Genomic DNA, 14,913 nt, shown 5'->3' with positions numbered 1-14,913 from the left:
TTGAACGCAGACGGATGAGTGTCATCGTCAAGGATGAGAACGAAGTTGTTAGTTTGGTAACCAAGGGTGCTCTAGAGGAAATGCTTGCGATTTCAACCCATGTGGAATATCAAGGTCAGATTAGCCCTCTGACGGATGATATCCGAGTGGAAATCTTAAAAGAAGTAGATCAACTTAATCAACAAGGCTTGCGAGTCTTGGGAGTCGCCTATAAAACAGGCCTAAAAGAAGGTTTTGCTTACTCCGTTGAAGATGAAAAAGAGATGATTCTAACAGGATATCTTGCCTTTCTAGATCCACCAAAACCATCAGCAGCACCTGCTATCCAAGCTTTGTTAGAACACGGTGTTCAAACAAAGATCTTGACGGGAGACAATGAGAAGGTAACCCAAGCAGTTTGCGAAAAAGTTGGTTTAGACGTTGATCAAATCTTGTTGGGTTCTGATATTGATGCCATGACGGACGAAGAGTTGGCTCAAGCAGTTGAGAAAGTGACGGTCTTTGCCAAACTCTCTCCGGATCAAAAAGCACGAATCATTTTACAAATCAAATCGAATGGACATTGTGTCGGCTATATGGGAGATGGGATCAATGATGCCCCTTCTATGAAAGTGGCCGATGTGGGGATTTCGGTTGATACAGCAGTAGATATTGCCAAAGAAACGGCTGATGTCATTTTGCTAGATAAGGATTTGATGGTGCTTGAAAAAGGGCTGGTTGAAGGACGCAAAGTCTATGCCAACATGACCAAATATATCAAGATGACGGTCAGCTCTAATTTCGGGAACATTTTCTCTCTGCTAGTGTCTGGTATCTTTTTACCTTTCCTTCCTATGGCTCCGATTCACTTGATTGTGTTAAACCTCGTCTACGACCTTTCTTGCATTGCCTTGCCATTTGATAATGTAGATGAAGACTTTTTGAAGCATCCCCATAAGTGGGAAGCTAAGTCTATTACTCGTTTTATGATTTGGATGGGTCCGATTTCTTCTGCCTTTGATATTTTGACCTTTATCTTGCTCTATTTTGTCATTGTTCCAATGGCGACAGGTCAAGCTTATGCTCACGGAGCAGAGTCTGCAACGGGCTTTATCATTTTGTTCCAGACAGGTTGGTTCATTGAATCCATGTGGTCCCAAACCATGGTTATCCATATGCTTCGTTCAGCAAAACTTCCTTTCTTACAAAGTCGTCCATCATGGTTTGTTCTTGGAACAACCTTGCTAGCAGCTAGTTTTGTGACCTTCCTTCCCTACTCTTCAATTGCTAGCCTGCTTCATTTAACCCCTTTGGAACCAATTTATTTCCTCTTTTTGCTTTTGATTATCGTTCTCTATATGATAAGTGTTACAGTTGTAAAACGATTGTATATCAAAAAATTTAAAAGTTGGTTATAAATTGATTTTGTCAAGAAAAAAGTACGAAAATCGCGAAAAAAGTTAATTTTTTTTAAAAATAGGTCGCAAGTCGGATGTTTTTTATGGTATAATAGACTAAACTGATAGTAACATGTAGCGAAAGGGGTAGGTACATGATCAAAATTTATACAGTCTCAAGTTGTACTAGCTGTAAAAAAGCGAAAACCTGGCTCAATGCCCACCAGTTAAGTTATAAAGAACAAAATCTCGGTAAAGAAGGAATTACAAGAGAAGAGTTATTAGATATTCTCACGAAAACAGATAATGGAATTGCCAGTATCGTTTCGTCAAAAAACCGCTACGCTAAGGCACTTGGAGTTGACATCGAGGATTTGAGTGTCAATGAAGTGCTCAACTTAATCATGGAAACACCACGGATCTTAAAGAGTCCGATTCTCGTTGATGAGAAGCGCCTACAAGTCGGCTATAAAGAAGATGATATCCGTGCCTTCTTGCCACGCTCTGTCCGTAATGTAGAAAATGCAGAAGCACGTCTACGTGCAGCTCTATAAAACATCAAGGCTGGGAGTGACTCCTAGCCTTGTTTGCTCTTTTGTTTTAAAATCATGTGAGGAATTATGAAAAAGTTACTAATTGCTAGTTTTGCTCTCCTCTTTTTGCTTGCGGGATGTGGGCAAAAAAAGGAAACCCCTGCTGCTTCTACAACAGCATCTGAACCTCTCCAATCCAACCTTCCCGTTTTGGACAATGCCGAAAAGAATACGGTTGTCACCAAGACCTTGCTGATGCCGAAGTCAGAAAATGGAACGCAACAGATTCAAACCATTACCTATAAAGGTAATCAGTTTTTGACCTTGACCATCCAGCAAAAACGACCTGTCGGGGATGAACTCAAGACCTTTATCTCTGAAAATGGCCTAGAGGAGACGCAAAAAGCGCTTCTAGAAGCTGAAGAGAAGGATGAGACCATCCAAGAGGCACGCAAACTAGCAGGATTCAAACTGGAAACAAAGCTACTCAGCGAGACAGAAATCCAGACGACAACGACTTATGATTTTCAAGTATTGGATGTCAAAAAGGCATCTCAGCTGGAATATTTAAAAAATATCGGCCTTGAAAATCTCTTAAAAAACGAACCTAGCCAATATATTGCAGATAGAGTGGCAAATGGGGCGACAGAACAATAGAAAATCCAAATTAATAGACTGACTTATTTGTAGAACGTCAGGGAATGTGCTATAATAGTACTATTCTAAGGAAAGAGGGTGTTAGAATGGGATTTACTGAAGAAACTGTACGGTTTAAATTGGATGATTCCAATAAGAAAGAAATTAGCGAAACGTTGACAGACGTCTATGCTTCTTTGAACGACAAGGGCTACAATCCGATTAACCAGATCGTCGGTTATGTACTGAGTGGTGACCCTGCCTACGTTCCTCGTTACAACAATGCACGAAATCAAATCCGTAAGTATGAGCGTGATGAAATTGTTGAAGAACTGGTACGCTACTACCTTAAAGGACAAGGAGTCGATCTATAATCTATGAGAATTATGGGATTGGACGTCGGTTCAAAAACAGTAGGGGTGGCGATTAGCGATCCTCTAGGATTCACCGCTCAGGGACTTGAAATCATCCATATTAATGAGGATCAGGGCCAGTTTGGTTTTGACCGTATCAAGGAATTGGTTGACAGCTATAAGGTAGAACGCTTTGTAGTAGGTTTGCCAAAGAATATGAACAATACCAGCGGTCCGCGAGTAGAAGCCAGTCAAGCCTACGGAGCAAAATTAGAAGAACTCTTTGGTTTGCCAGTAGACTATCAGGATGAGCGTTTGACAACGGTCGCTGCGGAGCGTATGTTGATTGAACAAGCAGATATCAGTCGTAACAAACGCAAGAAAGTTATTGATAAGTTGGCTGCTCAGCTGATTTTGCAAAATTATTTAGATAGAAAATTTTAAGACAGAGGAGAAACTATGTCACACGATCACAACCATGACCACGAAGAACGTGAATTGATTACACTAGTAGATGAGCAAGGAAATGAAACCTTGTTTGAAATTCTTTTGACCATCGATGGGAAAGAAGAATTTGGTAAAAACTATGTTCTGCTAGTGCCAGTTAATGCAGAAGAAGATGAAAATGGTGAAGTTGAAATCCAAGCTTACTCATTCATCGAAAATGAAGACGGAACAGAAGGCGAATTGCAACCAATCCCAGAAGACTCAGAAGACGAATGGAACATGATTGAAGAAGTCTTCAACAGCTTTATGGAGGAGTAAAAACATCCAGTGGATGTTTTTAGCCCAGTTCCTTAAAATAAGAGAGAACTGGTTTGTTCAGTGAACATTTTTACCCTTACGCTAAAAATAAAGACCGTAAGTAAGTCCGGTGGACGTTTTTAGCTCACGTTGAAATTCATAGTAGCTAGTGATTAGCTAACCAGGTAAGAGGTCGGGATTTTAGTCCCGACCTCGCTTTTTATTTGTAATCATACTTTGATGCGGTAGTTGATTGGACTTTTGTTAAGGAGACATGTATGTTTGAAGTAGACGAATGGCTTCATAGTCGGATTGGTTTAAACTTTAGATCTGGTCTTGGACGAATGCAGCGAGCTGTGGATTTGCTGGGGAATCCAGAGAGGACTTATCCTATTATCCACGTAACAGGGACTAACGGAAAGGGGTCAACTATTGCCTTCATGAGGGAGTTGTTTGTTGCTCATGGTAAAAAAGTTGGTACTTTTACCTCTCCTCATATCATCAGTATCCATGATCGAATCTGTATTAATGGACAGCCGATCGCAGAGGAAGACTTTGTCCGTATAGCTAACCAAGTCAAAGAGATGGAGAAAACTCTCTTAGAAACATATGATCAATTGTCTTTCTTTGAGTTGTTGACCTTGATTGCCTTGCTTTACTTTAAAGAGCAGGGAGTGGATCTAGTTCTGCTAGAAGTGGGGATTGGTGGTTTGCTTGATACCACTAATGTCGTAACAGGAGAGATTGCAGTTATTACTTCCATTGGGCTAGATCATCAGGAGACCTTGGGCGATAGTCTGGAGGAAATAGCTGAGCAGAAAGCTGGTATTTTCAAGGCTGGCAAGAAGGCGGTCATTGCTAAGCTCGCTCCAGAAGCTAAACTTGTCTGTCAAAATACAGCAAGAGAGTTAGGTGTGGATCTCTATCAAGCTGGGCTAGACTTCTCCTTGAATGCTGGGGATTTTTCAAGCAGCCTAGCGAATTTTTCACAACTTGAAATTAGTTTGGAAGGTGTTTATCAGCAAGAAAATGCCGCCTTGGCTTTACAAACTTTTCTTCTGTTTATGGCATCAAGAGGTGAAAGGGTCGAAGAAGTGCTTGTCAGACGGGCTTTGAAGGAGACAAACTGGGCAGGTCGATTGGAACGGATTCGTCCGCAAATCTACCTAGATGGGGCTCACAATCTGCCAGCCTTGACTCGTCTAGTAGAGTTTATCCAGGGGAAAATCCAGCAAGGTTACCAGGTTCATATCCTTTTTGGAGCACTTAAACGCAAGGATTATCAGGGGATGTTAGGCTATCTATCTAAGCAGTTACCTGAGGTGGAACTTAAGGTAACAGGCTTTGACTACCAAGGCTCTCTGGATGAAAAAGATGTGGTAGGTTATGATTTGATTCCTTCTTATGGCGACTTTATCAGAGAATTTGAAGATAAGGCCAATGACCAGGACTTGCTTTTCGTGACGGGATCCCTCTACTTTATCTCGGAAGTCCGAGGGAGTTTGGTTGAAAGCGATGAGATTAGTTGACCTTATAGGTTTATGTTGCTATACTGTAGGTAGGAGGTATATCTGGAAACGATTCCAGCAAATTATTGGCACAAAAGAAAGGAAATCGCTATGAAAACGAAAACATTCACACTTTCTATTGCTTCCCTAGCAATTCTTAGTCTTTTAGCAGCTTGTGGACCTAAGGCACAAGCCCCTACCCAGCAATCGGCGCAGCAATCATCTACTCAACAAGAATCATCTTCTAGCGCTGCGACAAGTGCTAGTCAATCACAGGCATCCTCAAGTCAGGACACTACTGTAGATCAACCTACGAATATCGATGGTACCTATACTGGAAAAGATGAGAATGACCAAATCACTCTTGTTGTAACAGGTAAAACTGGTACATGGACTGAAGTCGAGCCAGATGGAGATAAGGAAATCAAGCAAGTCAGCTTTGAGCCAGAAAATCAACGTGTCATTATCGGTGATGATGTCAAAATTTACACGGTTAATGGTAATCAATTGATTATCGACGATATGGACCGAGAGGCATCTGACCGAGTGGTATTAACTAAGCAATAATGATTCAGTAAAAGTTCCAATGAGATGAAAGCTATCTTTTTAGAGCTTTTTTCTTGAAAAAAGGGTTGGCTGTTCTTTACTAACTTTTTACTTAAAACGCTTACAAATATTTGTAAAACTTCTTATATGCCAACTTTAGAAGAAACCATTGCTCTCTACAAAGAACTTTTTTAAAGACTAAGTAGAGTGGAAGGAACTTATTCTTCAAAATATAAATAATGTTGGAAAGAACTATCATTTTGGTAGTTCTTTTTTTAAAAATTTGCTATCCTAGACATATGAGAAAAATCAAAATTGATGTGGTTGTAGTTCCTTTGAGTGGGCATCTCTTCCCAACACTGAATTTACTTGCACCCTTGTTGAAGGATCCCTTGTATGAGATTCGATTATTTACAGGGCCGCAACGAAAAACTGTAGCAGAGGAGATGGGATTCCGGGTGATTCCCATTTTAGAGAATTGTGTAGATGAGTTTGAGCGTGCAGCCAACAATGAAGGTCAATTAAACCTGTTTTCTGCTTATCGACAGTTGTCAGCTAGTCTTGATTTGATCAATGTGGTTTCAGATCAATTAGTGCAAGAGTGGCAGGAAAATAGACCGGATATTGTGATTGCGGACTTTATAACCCTCTCTGGAGGACTTGTTGCGGAACAGTTGAGTATTCCCTGGATTACCACGATGGCGACACAGTTTGCCATTGAAACGACAGATGGACCGCCTTGTTTCTTTGGAGGAATGGGCAATCCAAAAACATCTTTCCAATCTGGTCTGCAATGGCTAGGAAGAAAAGGGACTCGTTTAGGGAAACGAATCGTAAGCTTTTTATTGAGAGAACGATTGAAACGTTACGATTTTAAGCTCTACAATCAGAAAGGTCAGGAAACCATCTATTCACCCTATTCCATCTTGGGAATTGGGATGAAAGAGTTGGAGCTGAAAAGTGGTTTTCCAGATCACTACCTTTGGGTGGGACCTTTTGGCTCTTCGATTGAGAGGGCAGAAAATTATCCCCTCGATTTGTCTCCTTATGCAGGTTATAAGAAGGTCCTTGTCTCCTGTGGCACTCAGCTAGCATGGGCTAAAGACAATCTCCTCTATCAGACACAACAATTGGCAGAAGCACATCCAGATTGCCACTTCTTTGTGACTCTGGGGTTTGGCGGACAAGACTTCCAATGTGAAGAGCTCATGGACAATGTTTCTGTGGTATCCTATCTTCCCTATAAGGAGTACATTCCTCAGATGGATTATGTGATTCATCATGGTGGTGCAGGTATTTTTTACCAGTGTATCATCTATGGTAAGCCTGCCTTGATTCTCCCCCATGACTATGATCAGTATGACTATGCAGTTCGTGGATTAGAGGCAGGGATTGCCTTGACTGCTAAACGAGAGGATACGGAAGCGATTGGACGTGCCTTTGATGAGTTGTTGGCTAGAGATGACTGGGCAGACTTGAACAAACTTAGTCGTGCAGCTCAAATCTATCAGCCAACAGAGATTCTGAAGAGCGAAATACATTGGCTCTTAGGGGACAAGGAGAAGTAAAAAATGAAGAAAGTATTGGTAACAGGTGCTACGGGCTTTCTAGGCAAGTATGTTGTTGAAGAGCTCAGTCAGCAGGGCTATCAGGTACGCGCTTTTGGACGCAATCGCAAGGTGGGTCAGTCTTTAGAGAACTCCTCTGTGGCATTTTTTCAGGGAGATTTGACCAAGCAAGAGGACTTGGTTCGAGCTTGTCAGGGGATGGACATGGTTGTGCATGCGGGTGCTCTTTCTACCGTTTGGGGGCCTTGGGAGGATTTCTACCAGACAAATGTCTTAGGGACCAAGTATGTTCTGGATGCTTGCCGAGAGGCGGGTATTCAGCGTTTGGTTTATGTGTCCTCGCCTAGCATCTATGCTGCGCCTCGAGATCAGCTAGCTATCAAAGAAAGTGCTGCGCCTCAGGAAAATAATTTGAACAACTACATTCGTAGTAAGCTGGCTTCGGAGAAGCTGTTTAAGGATTATCCTGATGTTCCGAGTATTATTTTACGACCTCGTGGGCTTTTTGGGATTGGGGATACCAGTATTTTGCCCCGAGTTCTCAAACTCAGTCAGAAGATTGGCATTCCCTTGATAGGAGATGGTCGTCAGCTCATGGATATGACCTGTGTGGAAAATGTCGCTCTGGCAATTCGCTTGGCACTAGAGGCCCTTCAAGCTAGTGGCGAAGTTTATAATATTACCAATGGGGAACCAAGAGCCTTTAAGGATTTGATAGAAGAAACCTTGAGAGGGTTGGGCTATCCAATAACATACAGAAAAGTGCCAGCTCCTCTTCTTTCAGTTATTGCCAGTAGTTTAGAGTTTCTGTATAAGGTATTAAAACTCAAAGGTGAACCGCCTCTGACACGCTATACCTATTATCTGCTCCGTTATAGTCAGACGTTGGACATCAGCAAGGCGGAGCGAGACTTGGGTTATCGCCCTCAAATCAGTATTTCGGAAGGGATTGAACAATATGTCCAAGATTATCGAAAGCATTGATTATTTCCCAGCAGGCTACTGTACCAGCTACACAGGTTTGCTATTTAAGGGAGTCAAGAATCAAAAGATGACCTTTCCAGCAGGTGTTTTTCTTATCAAACACAGGGACAAGGGCTATCTCCTCTATGACACAGGCTATCATTACGATATTAAGACCCGGCTTCGCTATGGTTTCTATCGGCTAGGAACGCCCGTTCAAATGACGGAGAAGGACCAGATTTCACGTTTGCTGGAAGCGAAGGGAATCAAACCAGAAGAAATTAACTATGTTATTCTGTCGCACCTACATCCAGATCATCTGGGAGGAGCTAGTTTCTTTCCTCATGCAACCTTTATCTTGACAAAAGAAGTATATGAAGTCTACCAAAAACCCAAGTTGAAAGACTTGATTTTCAAGGAGTTTTTACCAGCTTCTTTTGAGAAAAATCTAACTATTATCAGAGCTGACCAGCAAGTTTCAACTTTTCCCTATCGTCCGATTTGTGATCTTTTTGGAGATGGCAGTATCCTAGTTTCTTCTGTTGACGGGCATGCTAGGGGGCAAGCCTGTCTATATTTTCCAGACCTTAATCTCCTCATTGCAGCGGACCTCTGTTGGGGAATTGACCTCTTACCTTACACCAAGCAGATGCACCTGATTCCTTCCTTGGTCCAGGATAATAAGGCCGACTATATCAGGGGGACAGAGTTTCTGGAGGAAGTCTTAAAGGCCGGTATTGAGGTAGTTGTTAGCCATGATCCTGTAGAAAGGATAGAGTCAATCTTACATGAAAAAAATAACCTTTCTTAAAACCTTTATCCAAACTCGATGGCTTCATCATTTCAAATCTCGAGAAGCTGTAGTAAACTATCAGAAAAAGCAATTAGCTAACTATATGGACTTTTTAAAGCGAGAGTCGCCCTACTTTAAAAATGGGGTTCCTAGCAACTTTGACCATATGGACAAGGCTTTTATGATGGAACATTTCAATGAGCTCAACACCCAAGGAGTGGATCGTGATGAAGCCTTATCCTTAGCTATTGAAAGTGAGAAGACCCGTGACTTCACTGAACTTAAAGGGGAAGTAGCCGTCGGTCTGTCTTCAGGGACGTCTGGACATCGGGGGCTCTTTATCACAACAGAGAAAGAGCGAAGTATGTGGGCTGCGGCTATCTTGGCAAAGATGTTGCCCAAGGGGCAGCTTTTTGGACACCGCATCGCCTTTTTCCTGAGAGCTGATAATGAACTCTATCAGACCATCAATACGGCGCTCATTCGTCTAGAGTATTTTGATATTTTCAAACATACAGATGAGCATATCGAGCGACTCAACAACTATCAACCAACGATTATTGTGGCGCCAGCCTCGATGTTGATTGAATTGAGTAAGCGTCTCAAGGATGGAGAGTTAGCTATTCACCCACAAAAAATCGTTTCGGTGGCGGAAATCTTGGAAGATAGTGATAGGGGACGAATCGCAGAAGCCTTTTCACTATCCATCATTGACCAAGTTTATCAGGCGACAGAAGGTTTCCTAGCCTGCACTTGCTCAACTGGCAATCTGCATCTCAACGAAGATATTATCTTTGTGGAAAAGCAGTATCTAGATGACCGCCGTTTTTATCCAGTGATTACGGACTTTAAGCGAAGTAGTCAGCCTGTTTATCGCTACCAGCTCAATGATATCTTGGTTGAAAATCCGGAGCCTTGTCCCTGTGGCTCCTACTATACACGGATTGACAAGGTCGAAGGACGTTCTGATGATATCTTCTACTTTGAAGGGCAGAATGGGGGACAGGTAACGATCTATCCAGACTTTATCAGACGTTGCATCCTCTTTGTGGAGAATGTAGGAGATTATCAAGTTAAGCAACATTCTGAGAAATTAGTGGAGGTTTGTTTAAGCCGACGAGATGAGGACGTAGAGACAGCAATTTTAGTACAGTTCCAACTCTTGGCCCAGCAAAAAGAGTTCACAGTTCCTCAAATCCAATTTTCAGATTATCACTGGGATACTAGCCGTAAACTCAAACGTATCCAACGTTTATGAAAGGAAGAAAGACAATGACAGAAGTAAAAAGACATGTAGAAATCGCAGGTTATGGCATTTGCCTTCCAAAGCATACAGTTCAATTTAAAGACCAGACCCGTTATCGTGTAGTTGAAAATGAAGAAACGCAACTCGACTTGGCAGAAGGAGCTATCCACCGTGCACTTGAACATGCAAATTTGGATATTAAAGATATCGATTGCCTTGTATCAGCTAGTGCAGTTGGTGTTCAGCCTATTCCTTGTACGGCTGCCTTGATTCATGAGCGCGTGGCAAAAGGACTCTCAATTCCAGCAATGGACATCAATACGACCTGTACCAGCTTTATTTCTGCTCTATCGACTATGTCCCACTTGATTGAGGCGGGCGAATACAATCGTGTCTTGATTGTGTCTAGTGAGGTTGGTAGTTTAGGGCTCAATCTCAAGCAAAAAGAAAGTTTTGAACTCTTTAGTGATGGGGCAGCAGCCTTTATTTTCCAAAAAAGTCATCAGGAAAAAGGGATCATTGCTAGTCTCCAACGTACTTGGTCAGAAGGAGCTCACGATACGGAGATTCGTGGAGGTCTGACTTCTTTTCAACCAAAAGAGTACTCTGAAGCGACGAAGACCAACTATATGTTTGACATGAAGGGGAAGAAAATCCTCCTCTTGTCTGCTCGCAAGATCCCAGTCATGTTTGAAGAGTTTCAAGAAAAAACACGGCTAGCCTTGGCAGACGTGGACTATATCATTCCTCACCAAGCAAGTCGTGCTCTTCCTCTGGTCATGGAAAAACTAGGTGTGGCCGAGGATCAGTACCTCAATCTCGTCACTGACTATGGAAATATGGTGTCAGTCTCTGTACCGTTTGGATTGGCTTATTCTTTAGATCATGGGCTGGTCAAGGAGGGAGATGTCATCTACCTTATGGGGACTGCAGCTGGTATGACGGTCAATATGTTGGCTCTAAAATTGTAACAATTATCTAAATACGGAACGGCTGGAACTTTAGAAAAGGTAAAAGGTTGCCATCTACCCCTGAACTGAGGTATACTAGTAGAAAGATTAGTTTATCAAGCGGTGAGGGAGAATGTTAGAAAAGGAAGGGGATGTATGACAACTAGAAAAATGCAGCTACTCATGTCCAAATATGGTTTTAGTATTACTATCATGTTGGCAGAGTTGTTTATCGTCTTTGGTTTATTTCTCTATCTAGGGCAGATGGCACCGATTATCTGGATTATCCTAGTCATTTTAGTGAGCTTAGCGACCATCGTATCGATTGTCAATCGGTCTATGAATCCTGAGAGTAAGGTGACATGGCTGTTAGTAGCCTTTGTGCCAGTATTTGGCCCCTTACTCTATATCATGTTTGGGGAACGCCGTTTATCGAAAAAAGAAATGAAGCAGCTAAAGCAGCTCCAATCAATGGTTGACAGAGAGGACAATAGCAGAGCTCTCCGTTTGGAGTTAAAAGAGCAGGACAAGTCAGCTTACGGAGTTATCAAATCTCTCCTCAGCATGGATACGAATGCTGATGTCTATGATCGAACGGATACACAATTTTTTGCCTCTGGTGAAAGTATGTGGCACCAGATGCTAGAGGATCTCAAGAAAGCGGAGAAATTTATCTTTCTTGAGTACTATATCATCGAAGAAGGCTTGATGTGGAACAGCATTTTAGAGATTTTGGAAGAAAAGGCTGCTCAAGGAGTAGAAGTTAAGCTCCTCTACGACGATATTGGATGTATGGCAACCTTGCCTGGGGATTATACCATCCAGCTTCGTAGCCGAGGGATTGAAGCCCATAAATTTAACAAGGTGATTCCACGCTTGACCGTTGCCTATAATAACCGTGATCACCGTAAAATCATGATTATTGATGGGCAGATTGCCTATACAGGTGGTGTCAATCTGGCCGATGAGTATATCAATCATATCGAACGCTTTGGTTATTGGAAGGATAGCGGTATTCGTCTGGATGGATCGGCGGTTAAGGCTTTTACTAGACTCTTTTTATCTGCCTGGTATATCAACCGTGGAGAGATTAGTGACTTTGACCAATACCATCTCGAAAATCAACCAAAAGATGGGATGGGTCTCTGTATTCCTTATAGTAGTGGGCCAAAACCCATCTACAGAGCTCAAGTTGGAAAAACGGTCTACCAAAATCTTATCAATCAAGCTACAGATTACGTCTACATCACGACTCCCTATCTAATTGCTGACTATGATCTCACCGAAAGTATCAAAAATGCAGCTCTGAGAGGGGTAGATGTGAGAATTGTAACACCGTGTATCCCAGATAAGAAGGTTATTCAGTTAGTTACTCGAGGAGCTTATCCAGACTTGTTATCTGCAGGGGTTCGTATTTATGAGTACAGTCCGGGATTCCTTCATAGCAAGCAAATGCTTGTCGATGGAGAGGCAGCTACTGTGGGGACCATCAATTTTGACTATCGGAGTTTGCTTCACCACTATGAAAATGCCGTCTTGCTTTATAGAACGCAGTCCATCATCGATATTGAAAGAGACTTCGAAGAAATTTTTAAGGTTTCTCAGGAAATCTATCCCCACACAATCAAAACCAGCTGGTATCAAAGCCTGATTAAGGAAATTGTCCAGTTGTTTGCGCCTATGCTCTAACTATCCACTAAGATCTAGCCCAAGGCTGGATCTTATTTTTGTCTTCTTACGAATAGATAAGTAAAGGAGAAAACCATGCTTAATCTAGAAGAAGATGATTTTGTCAGAGAGTATAGTAATAGTCGCTTCCACCGTTTTCGTGAAATCGAACGTTTTGCGCTATTGGATAAGAAATTCAGCAAATATCAATCCCAAGCTGACATTCCTGTAAGATTTTGATATACTAAAACAGATAAACTTAGAGGAGAAATTGAATGAACGTATACGGGAAAATAGATGAGAAACAAGAAGAATCTCATTACCAAGACTGGTCAGTGCCAGAAAAACGAGAAGGAGCTCCCATTCCCTTTTTTAGTATTTTACTTTGGAGTTTGGTGACTACAGCCATTTCGGTAGCCCTGCCTATTATTTTTGGTTTAGTCAGTCCGCAACAAACTCAAGATCTTTATACCGGTTGGGCCTTGCATCAAAATGGTCAAATGTATACAGATTACTTTGGGACGGAGGGATTGCTCTATTATGTGCTAAACTATCTTTTTCAAGGCAGTGTTTTGATTGCTTTGGTTGAGTGGTTTGCCTTGTTTGGAGCAGGTGTTTTTCTTTTCAAAGCTGCGGATACTCTTGTCGGCCAAGAAAAGGAAGCGGAGCGAGTTGTCTTTATTTTATACTTGCTTGTAGCGGGCCTCGCTTTTGGTGGTGGCTATGCTCTCTTGCTAGCCCTGCCTTTCCTATTTTATTCATTGAGTATCGTTACAAATTATCTCGCTTTTCCAAAGGACGACAAAGGATTTGTACGAGTGGGGATGAGCCTTGCACTTGCTTTCTTCCTTGCGCCAATCCAAACCGCCTTGTTTGCGGCTGTACTGGCCTTGGGAATTATCGGCTTTAATCTAGGCAAAGGTCACTTTGTTCATGGTCTATATCAGTTTTTTGCGTCAGCCCTAGGATTTTCACTCTTATTCTATCCTTTAGGCTACTATACAGTGTGGACAGGTAGTTTTGGGGATGCCATTAGCCAGACCTTATATCCGGTAAATACTCTTAGCCTCTTTTCGAACTCGCATTTGCTTGAAAATGCAGCCTTCTATGGCTTGCTTGCTATTGGGTTAGGTTCCCTTGGTTTGCTCTTTACAGGCTTGTTCCAGTCAAAACCAGCCAAGCAATATGCCCTCTCAATTGCTGCTAGCTTGGGATTGTTGGTTTCTTTGGGAATCTTGATTCTCTCCAAAGAACCTATCAACGGTACTCGTCTTGTGGTGCTAATTCCTTTCTTGGTCTTGCTCCTTCTGACAGGAATCAAGGAAGATGTTTCAGATGGAGGGAGTCGTCGTAGAAGAAGACGTGAGAAACAAACTTCTTTCTTTAAAGGAAATTTCTATCTACCACTGATTGCCCTTGCCTATCTCATTGTTCTTCCTATTGTGAGTCGTTACCTTTCTCACCCAACGACTTATCAGGAGAGAGAACGTCTTGCTAGCGTGGTCAAACAACAAACGAGTTCTGAGGATCGTGTCTATGCTTGGGATGATCGTCCTGATTTCTACCGTGTAAGTGAACGCTTGGCGCCGACTTCTCTATCAACTCCAACACTCTATACTGCAAGCGATGAAAATAAAACCAAACTGATGAATGACCTGAAAGAGAATCAACCGAAGATGATTGTGGTCAATCAAAAAGTTGCCTTGTGGTCAGATGTAGAGAGCTGGCTCAGTGAAAACTATGAGCTTGTTCAGACAGATACTAGCGAGTTCAAACTTTATAAATCAAAATAACAAAAAATCAATATCTTGTGGAATTTTAAAAATTTTAGGATTTTTAACACAAGATATTGATTTTTATTTTTAGAGTGGTATAATACTGAATATAAACAATTCAACAATATTTTAGAAAAGAGCATGGATATGATTGTATTAGAAGAAAAGCTTGCAACCGTTCCCACCTTGTTCGTTGAAAAACGAGATGGTAGACGTGTGGTGTTTGATGTAGACAAGATTGACAAGGCTCTCCA

Annotated in this window: 16 protein-coding genes; all 16 read left to right on the top strand. The window is 41.9% G+C overall.

Annotated features, from left to right (window positions below; all coding sequences use genetic code 11):
- On the top strand, positions 1-1,397 hold a 1,397-nt coding region (locus HMPREF0849_RS03920), incomplete at its 5' end, for an HAD-IC family P-type ATPase (RefSeq protein WP_033605365.1).
- 134 nt (positions 1,398-1,531) lie between these two features.
- On the top strand, positions 1,532-1,930 hold the full coding sequence (spx, locus tag HMPREF0849_RS03915; protein ID WP_000591165.1) for a transcriptional regulator Spx: 399 nt from the start codon (positions 1,532-1,534) through the stop codon (positions 1,928-1,930).
- A gap of 66 nt (positions 1,931-1,996) precedes the next feature.
- Positions 1,997-2,566: an SP0191 family lipoprotein gene (locus HMPREF0849_RS03910; protein WP_000734687.1), complete on the top strand. Its 570-nt coding sequence runs from the start codon at positions 1,997-1,999 to the stop codon at positions 2,564-2,566.
- Positions 2,567-2,652: 86 nt separating this feature from the next.
- Positions 2,653-2,919: an IreB family regulatory phosphoprotein gene (locus HMPREF0849_RS03905; RefSeq protein ID WP_000507059.1), complete on the top strand. Its 267-nt coding sequence runs from the start codon at positions 2,653-2,655 to the stop codon at positions 2,917-2,919.
- A gap of 3 nt (positions 2,920-2,922) precedes the next feature.
- Positions 2,923-3,342, top strand: coding sequence for a Holliday junction resolvase RuvX (gene ruvX / locus HMPREF0849_RS03900; protein WP_009013577.1), 420 nt, complete (start codon positions 2,923-2,925; stop codon positions 3,340-3,342).
- 15 nt (positions 3,343-3,357) lie between these two features.
- Positions 3,358-3,663, top strand: coding sequence for a DUF1292 domain-containing protein (locus HMPREF0849_RS03895; protein ID WP_000017624.1), 306 nt, complete (start codon positions 3,358-3,360; stop codon positions 3,661-3,663).
- 257 nt (positions 3,664-3,920) lie between these two features.
- Complete coding sequence (locus HMPREF0849_RS03890; RefSeq protein ID WP_000464293.1) at positions 3,921-5,171, top strand: bifunctional folylpolyglutamate synthase/dihydrofolate synthase; 1,251 nt, start codon at positions 3,921-3,923, stop codon at positions 5,169-5,171.
- A 90-nt stretch (positions 5,172-5,261) separates the two neighbouring features.
- Complete coding sequence (locus HMPREF0849_RS03885; protein WP_000853131.1) at positions 5,262-5,717, top strand: SP_0198 family lipoprotein; 456 nt, start codon at positions 5,262-5,264, stop codon at positions 5,715-5,717.
- Positions 5,718-5,995: 278 nt separating this feature from the next.
- Positions 5,996-7,264, top strand: a complete 1,269-nt coding sequence (locus HMPREF0849_RS03880) for a glycosyltransferase (RefSeq protein WP_009013576.1) — start codon at positions 5,996-5,998, stop codon at positions 7,262-7,264.
- Between the two features lie 3 nt (positions 7,265-7,267).
- The gene (locus HMPREF0849_RS03875) at positions 7,268-8,248 is read left to right on the top strand and encodes an NAD-dependent epimerase/dehydratase family protein (protein WP_000757306.1); all 981 of its coding nucleotides are present in this window, start codon (positions 7,268-7,270) and stop codon (positions 8,246-8,248) included.
- Positions 8,223-9,038: an MBL fold metallo-hydrolase gene (locus tag HMPREF0849_RS03870; RefSeq protein ID WP_000034631.1), complete on the top strand. Its 816-nt coding sequence runs from the start codon at positions 8,223-8,225 to the stop codon at positions 9,036-9,038. The genes HMPREF0849_RS03875 and HMPREF0849_RS03870 overlap by 26 nt, the downstream gene beginning before the upstream one ends.
- Positions 9,016-10,278 carry a F390 synthetase-related protein gene (locus HMPREF0849_RS03865; protein WP_000724370.1) on the top strand — a complete coding sequence of 421 codons (1,263 nt, stop codon included), beginning with the start codon at positions 9,016-9,018 and terminating at the stop codon, positions 10,276-10,278. Before HMPREF0849_RS03870 ends, HMPREF0849_RS03865 begins: the two co-directional genes overlap by 23 nt.
- A gap of 14 nt (positions 10,279-10,292) precedes the next feature.
- A complete protein-coding gene (locus tag HMPREF0849_RS03860; protein ID WP_000141192.1) occupies positions 10,293-11,237 on the top strand; it encodes a 3-oxoacyl-[acyl-carrier-protein] synthase III C-terminal domain-containing protein in 945 nt (314 codons plus the stop codon).
- 135 nt (positions 11,238-11,372) lie between these two features.
- A complete protein-coding gene (gene cls, locus HMPREF0849_RS03855) occupies positions 11,373-12,905 on the top strand; it encodes a cardiolipin synthase (RefSeq protein WP_000213229.1) in 1,533 nt (510 codons plus the stop codon).
- A 75-nt stretch (positions 12,906-12,980) separates the two neighbouring features.
- Positions 12,981-13,124 carry a hypothetical protein gene (locus tag HMPREF0849_RS10535; RefSeq protein WP_000933188.1) on the top strand — a complete coding sequence of 48 codons (144 nt, stop codon included), beginning with the start codon at positions 12,981-12,983 and terminating at the stop codon, positions 13,122-13,124.
- 35 nt (positions 13,125-13,159) lie between these two features.
- Positions 13,160-14,677: a hypothetical protein gene (locus tag HMPREF0849_RS03850; RefSeq protein ID WP_001103719.1), complete on the top strand. Its 1,518-nt coding sequence runs from the start codon at positions 13,160-13,162 to the stop codon at positions 14,675-14,677.
- Positions 14,678-14,913 lie beyond the last annotated feature (236 nt).

Source organism: Streptococcus sp. C300 (assembly GCF_000187645.1).
GTDB lineage: Bacteria > Bacillota > Bacilli > Lactobacillales > Streptococcaceae > Streptococcus > Streptococcus oralis_CQ.
The sequence above is the reverse complement of the archived record's forward strand: the minus strand, read 5'-3'. Positions and strand labels throughout refer to the sequence as shown.

What these genes read in the sequence shown, in the direction of transcription:
- spx (WP_000591165.1), top strand. Translation starts at nt 1,532, where the DNA reads ATGATCAAAATTTATACAGTCTCAAGTTGTACTAGCTGTAAAAAAGCG.
- HMPREF0849_RS03910 (WP_000734687.1), top strand. Translation starts at nt 1,997, where the DNA reads ATGAAAAAGTTACTAATTGCTAGTTTTGCTCTCCTCTTTTTGCTTGCG.
- HMPREF0849_RS03905 (WP_000507059.1), top strand. Translation starts at nt 2,653, where the DNA reads ATGGGATTTACTGAAGAAACTGTACGGTTTAAATTGGATGATTCCAAT.
- ruvX (WP_009013577.1), top strand. Translation starts at nt 2,923, where the DNA reads ATGAGAATTATGGGATTGGACGTCGGTTCAAAAACAGTAGGGGTGGCG.
- HMPREF0849_RS03895 (WP_000017624.1), top strand. Translation starts at nt 3,358, where the DNA reads ATGTCACACGATCACAACCATGACCACGAAGAACGTGAATTGATTACA.
- HMPREF0849_RS03890 (WP_000464293.1), top strand. Translation starts at nt 3,921, where the DNA reads ATGTTTGAAGTAGACGAATGGCTTCATAGTCGGATTGGTTTAAACTTT.
- HMPREF0849_RS03885 (WP_000853131.1), top strand. Translation starts at nt 5,262, where the DNA reads ATGAAAACGAAAACATTCACACTTTCTATTGCTTCCCTAGCAATTCTT.
- HMPREF0849_RS03880 (WP_009013576.1), top strand. Translation starts at nt 5,996, where the DNA reads ATGAGAAAAATCAAAATTGATGTGGTTGTAGTTCCTTTGAGTGGGCAT.
- HMPREF0849_RS03875 (WP_000757306.1), top strand. Translation starts at nt 7,268, where the DNA reads ATGAAGAAAGTATTGGTAACAGGTGCTACGGGCTTTCTAGGCAAGTAT.
- HMPREF0849_RS03870 (WP_000034631.1), top strand. Translation starts at nt 8,223, where the DNA reads ATGTCCAAGATTATCGAAAGCATTGATTATTTCCCAGCAGGCTACTGT.
- HMPREF0849_RS03865 (WP_000724370.1), top strand. Translation starts at nt 9,016, where the DNA reads ATGAAAAAAATAACCTTTCTTAAAACCTTTATCCAAACTCGATGGCTT.
- HMPREF0849_RS03860 (WP_000141192.1), top strand. Translation starts at nt 10,293, where the DNA reads ATGACAGAAGTAAAAAGACATGTAGAAATCGCAGGTTATGGCATTTGC.
- cls (WP_000213229.1), top strand. Translation starts at nt 11,373, where the DNA reads ATGACAACTAGAAAAATGCAGCTACTCATGTCCAAATATGGTTTTAGT.
- HMPREF0849_RS10535 (WP_000933188.1), top strand. Translation starts at nt 12,981, where the DNA reads ATGCTTAATCTAGAAGAAGATGATTTTGTCAGAGAGTATAGTAATAGT.
- HMPREF0849_RS03850 (WP_001103719.1), top strand. Translation starts at nt 13,160, where the DNA reads ATGAACGTATACGGGAAAATAGATGAGAAACAAGAAGAATCTCATTAC.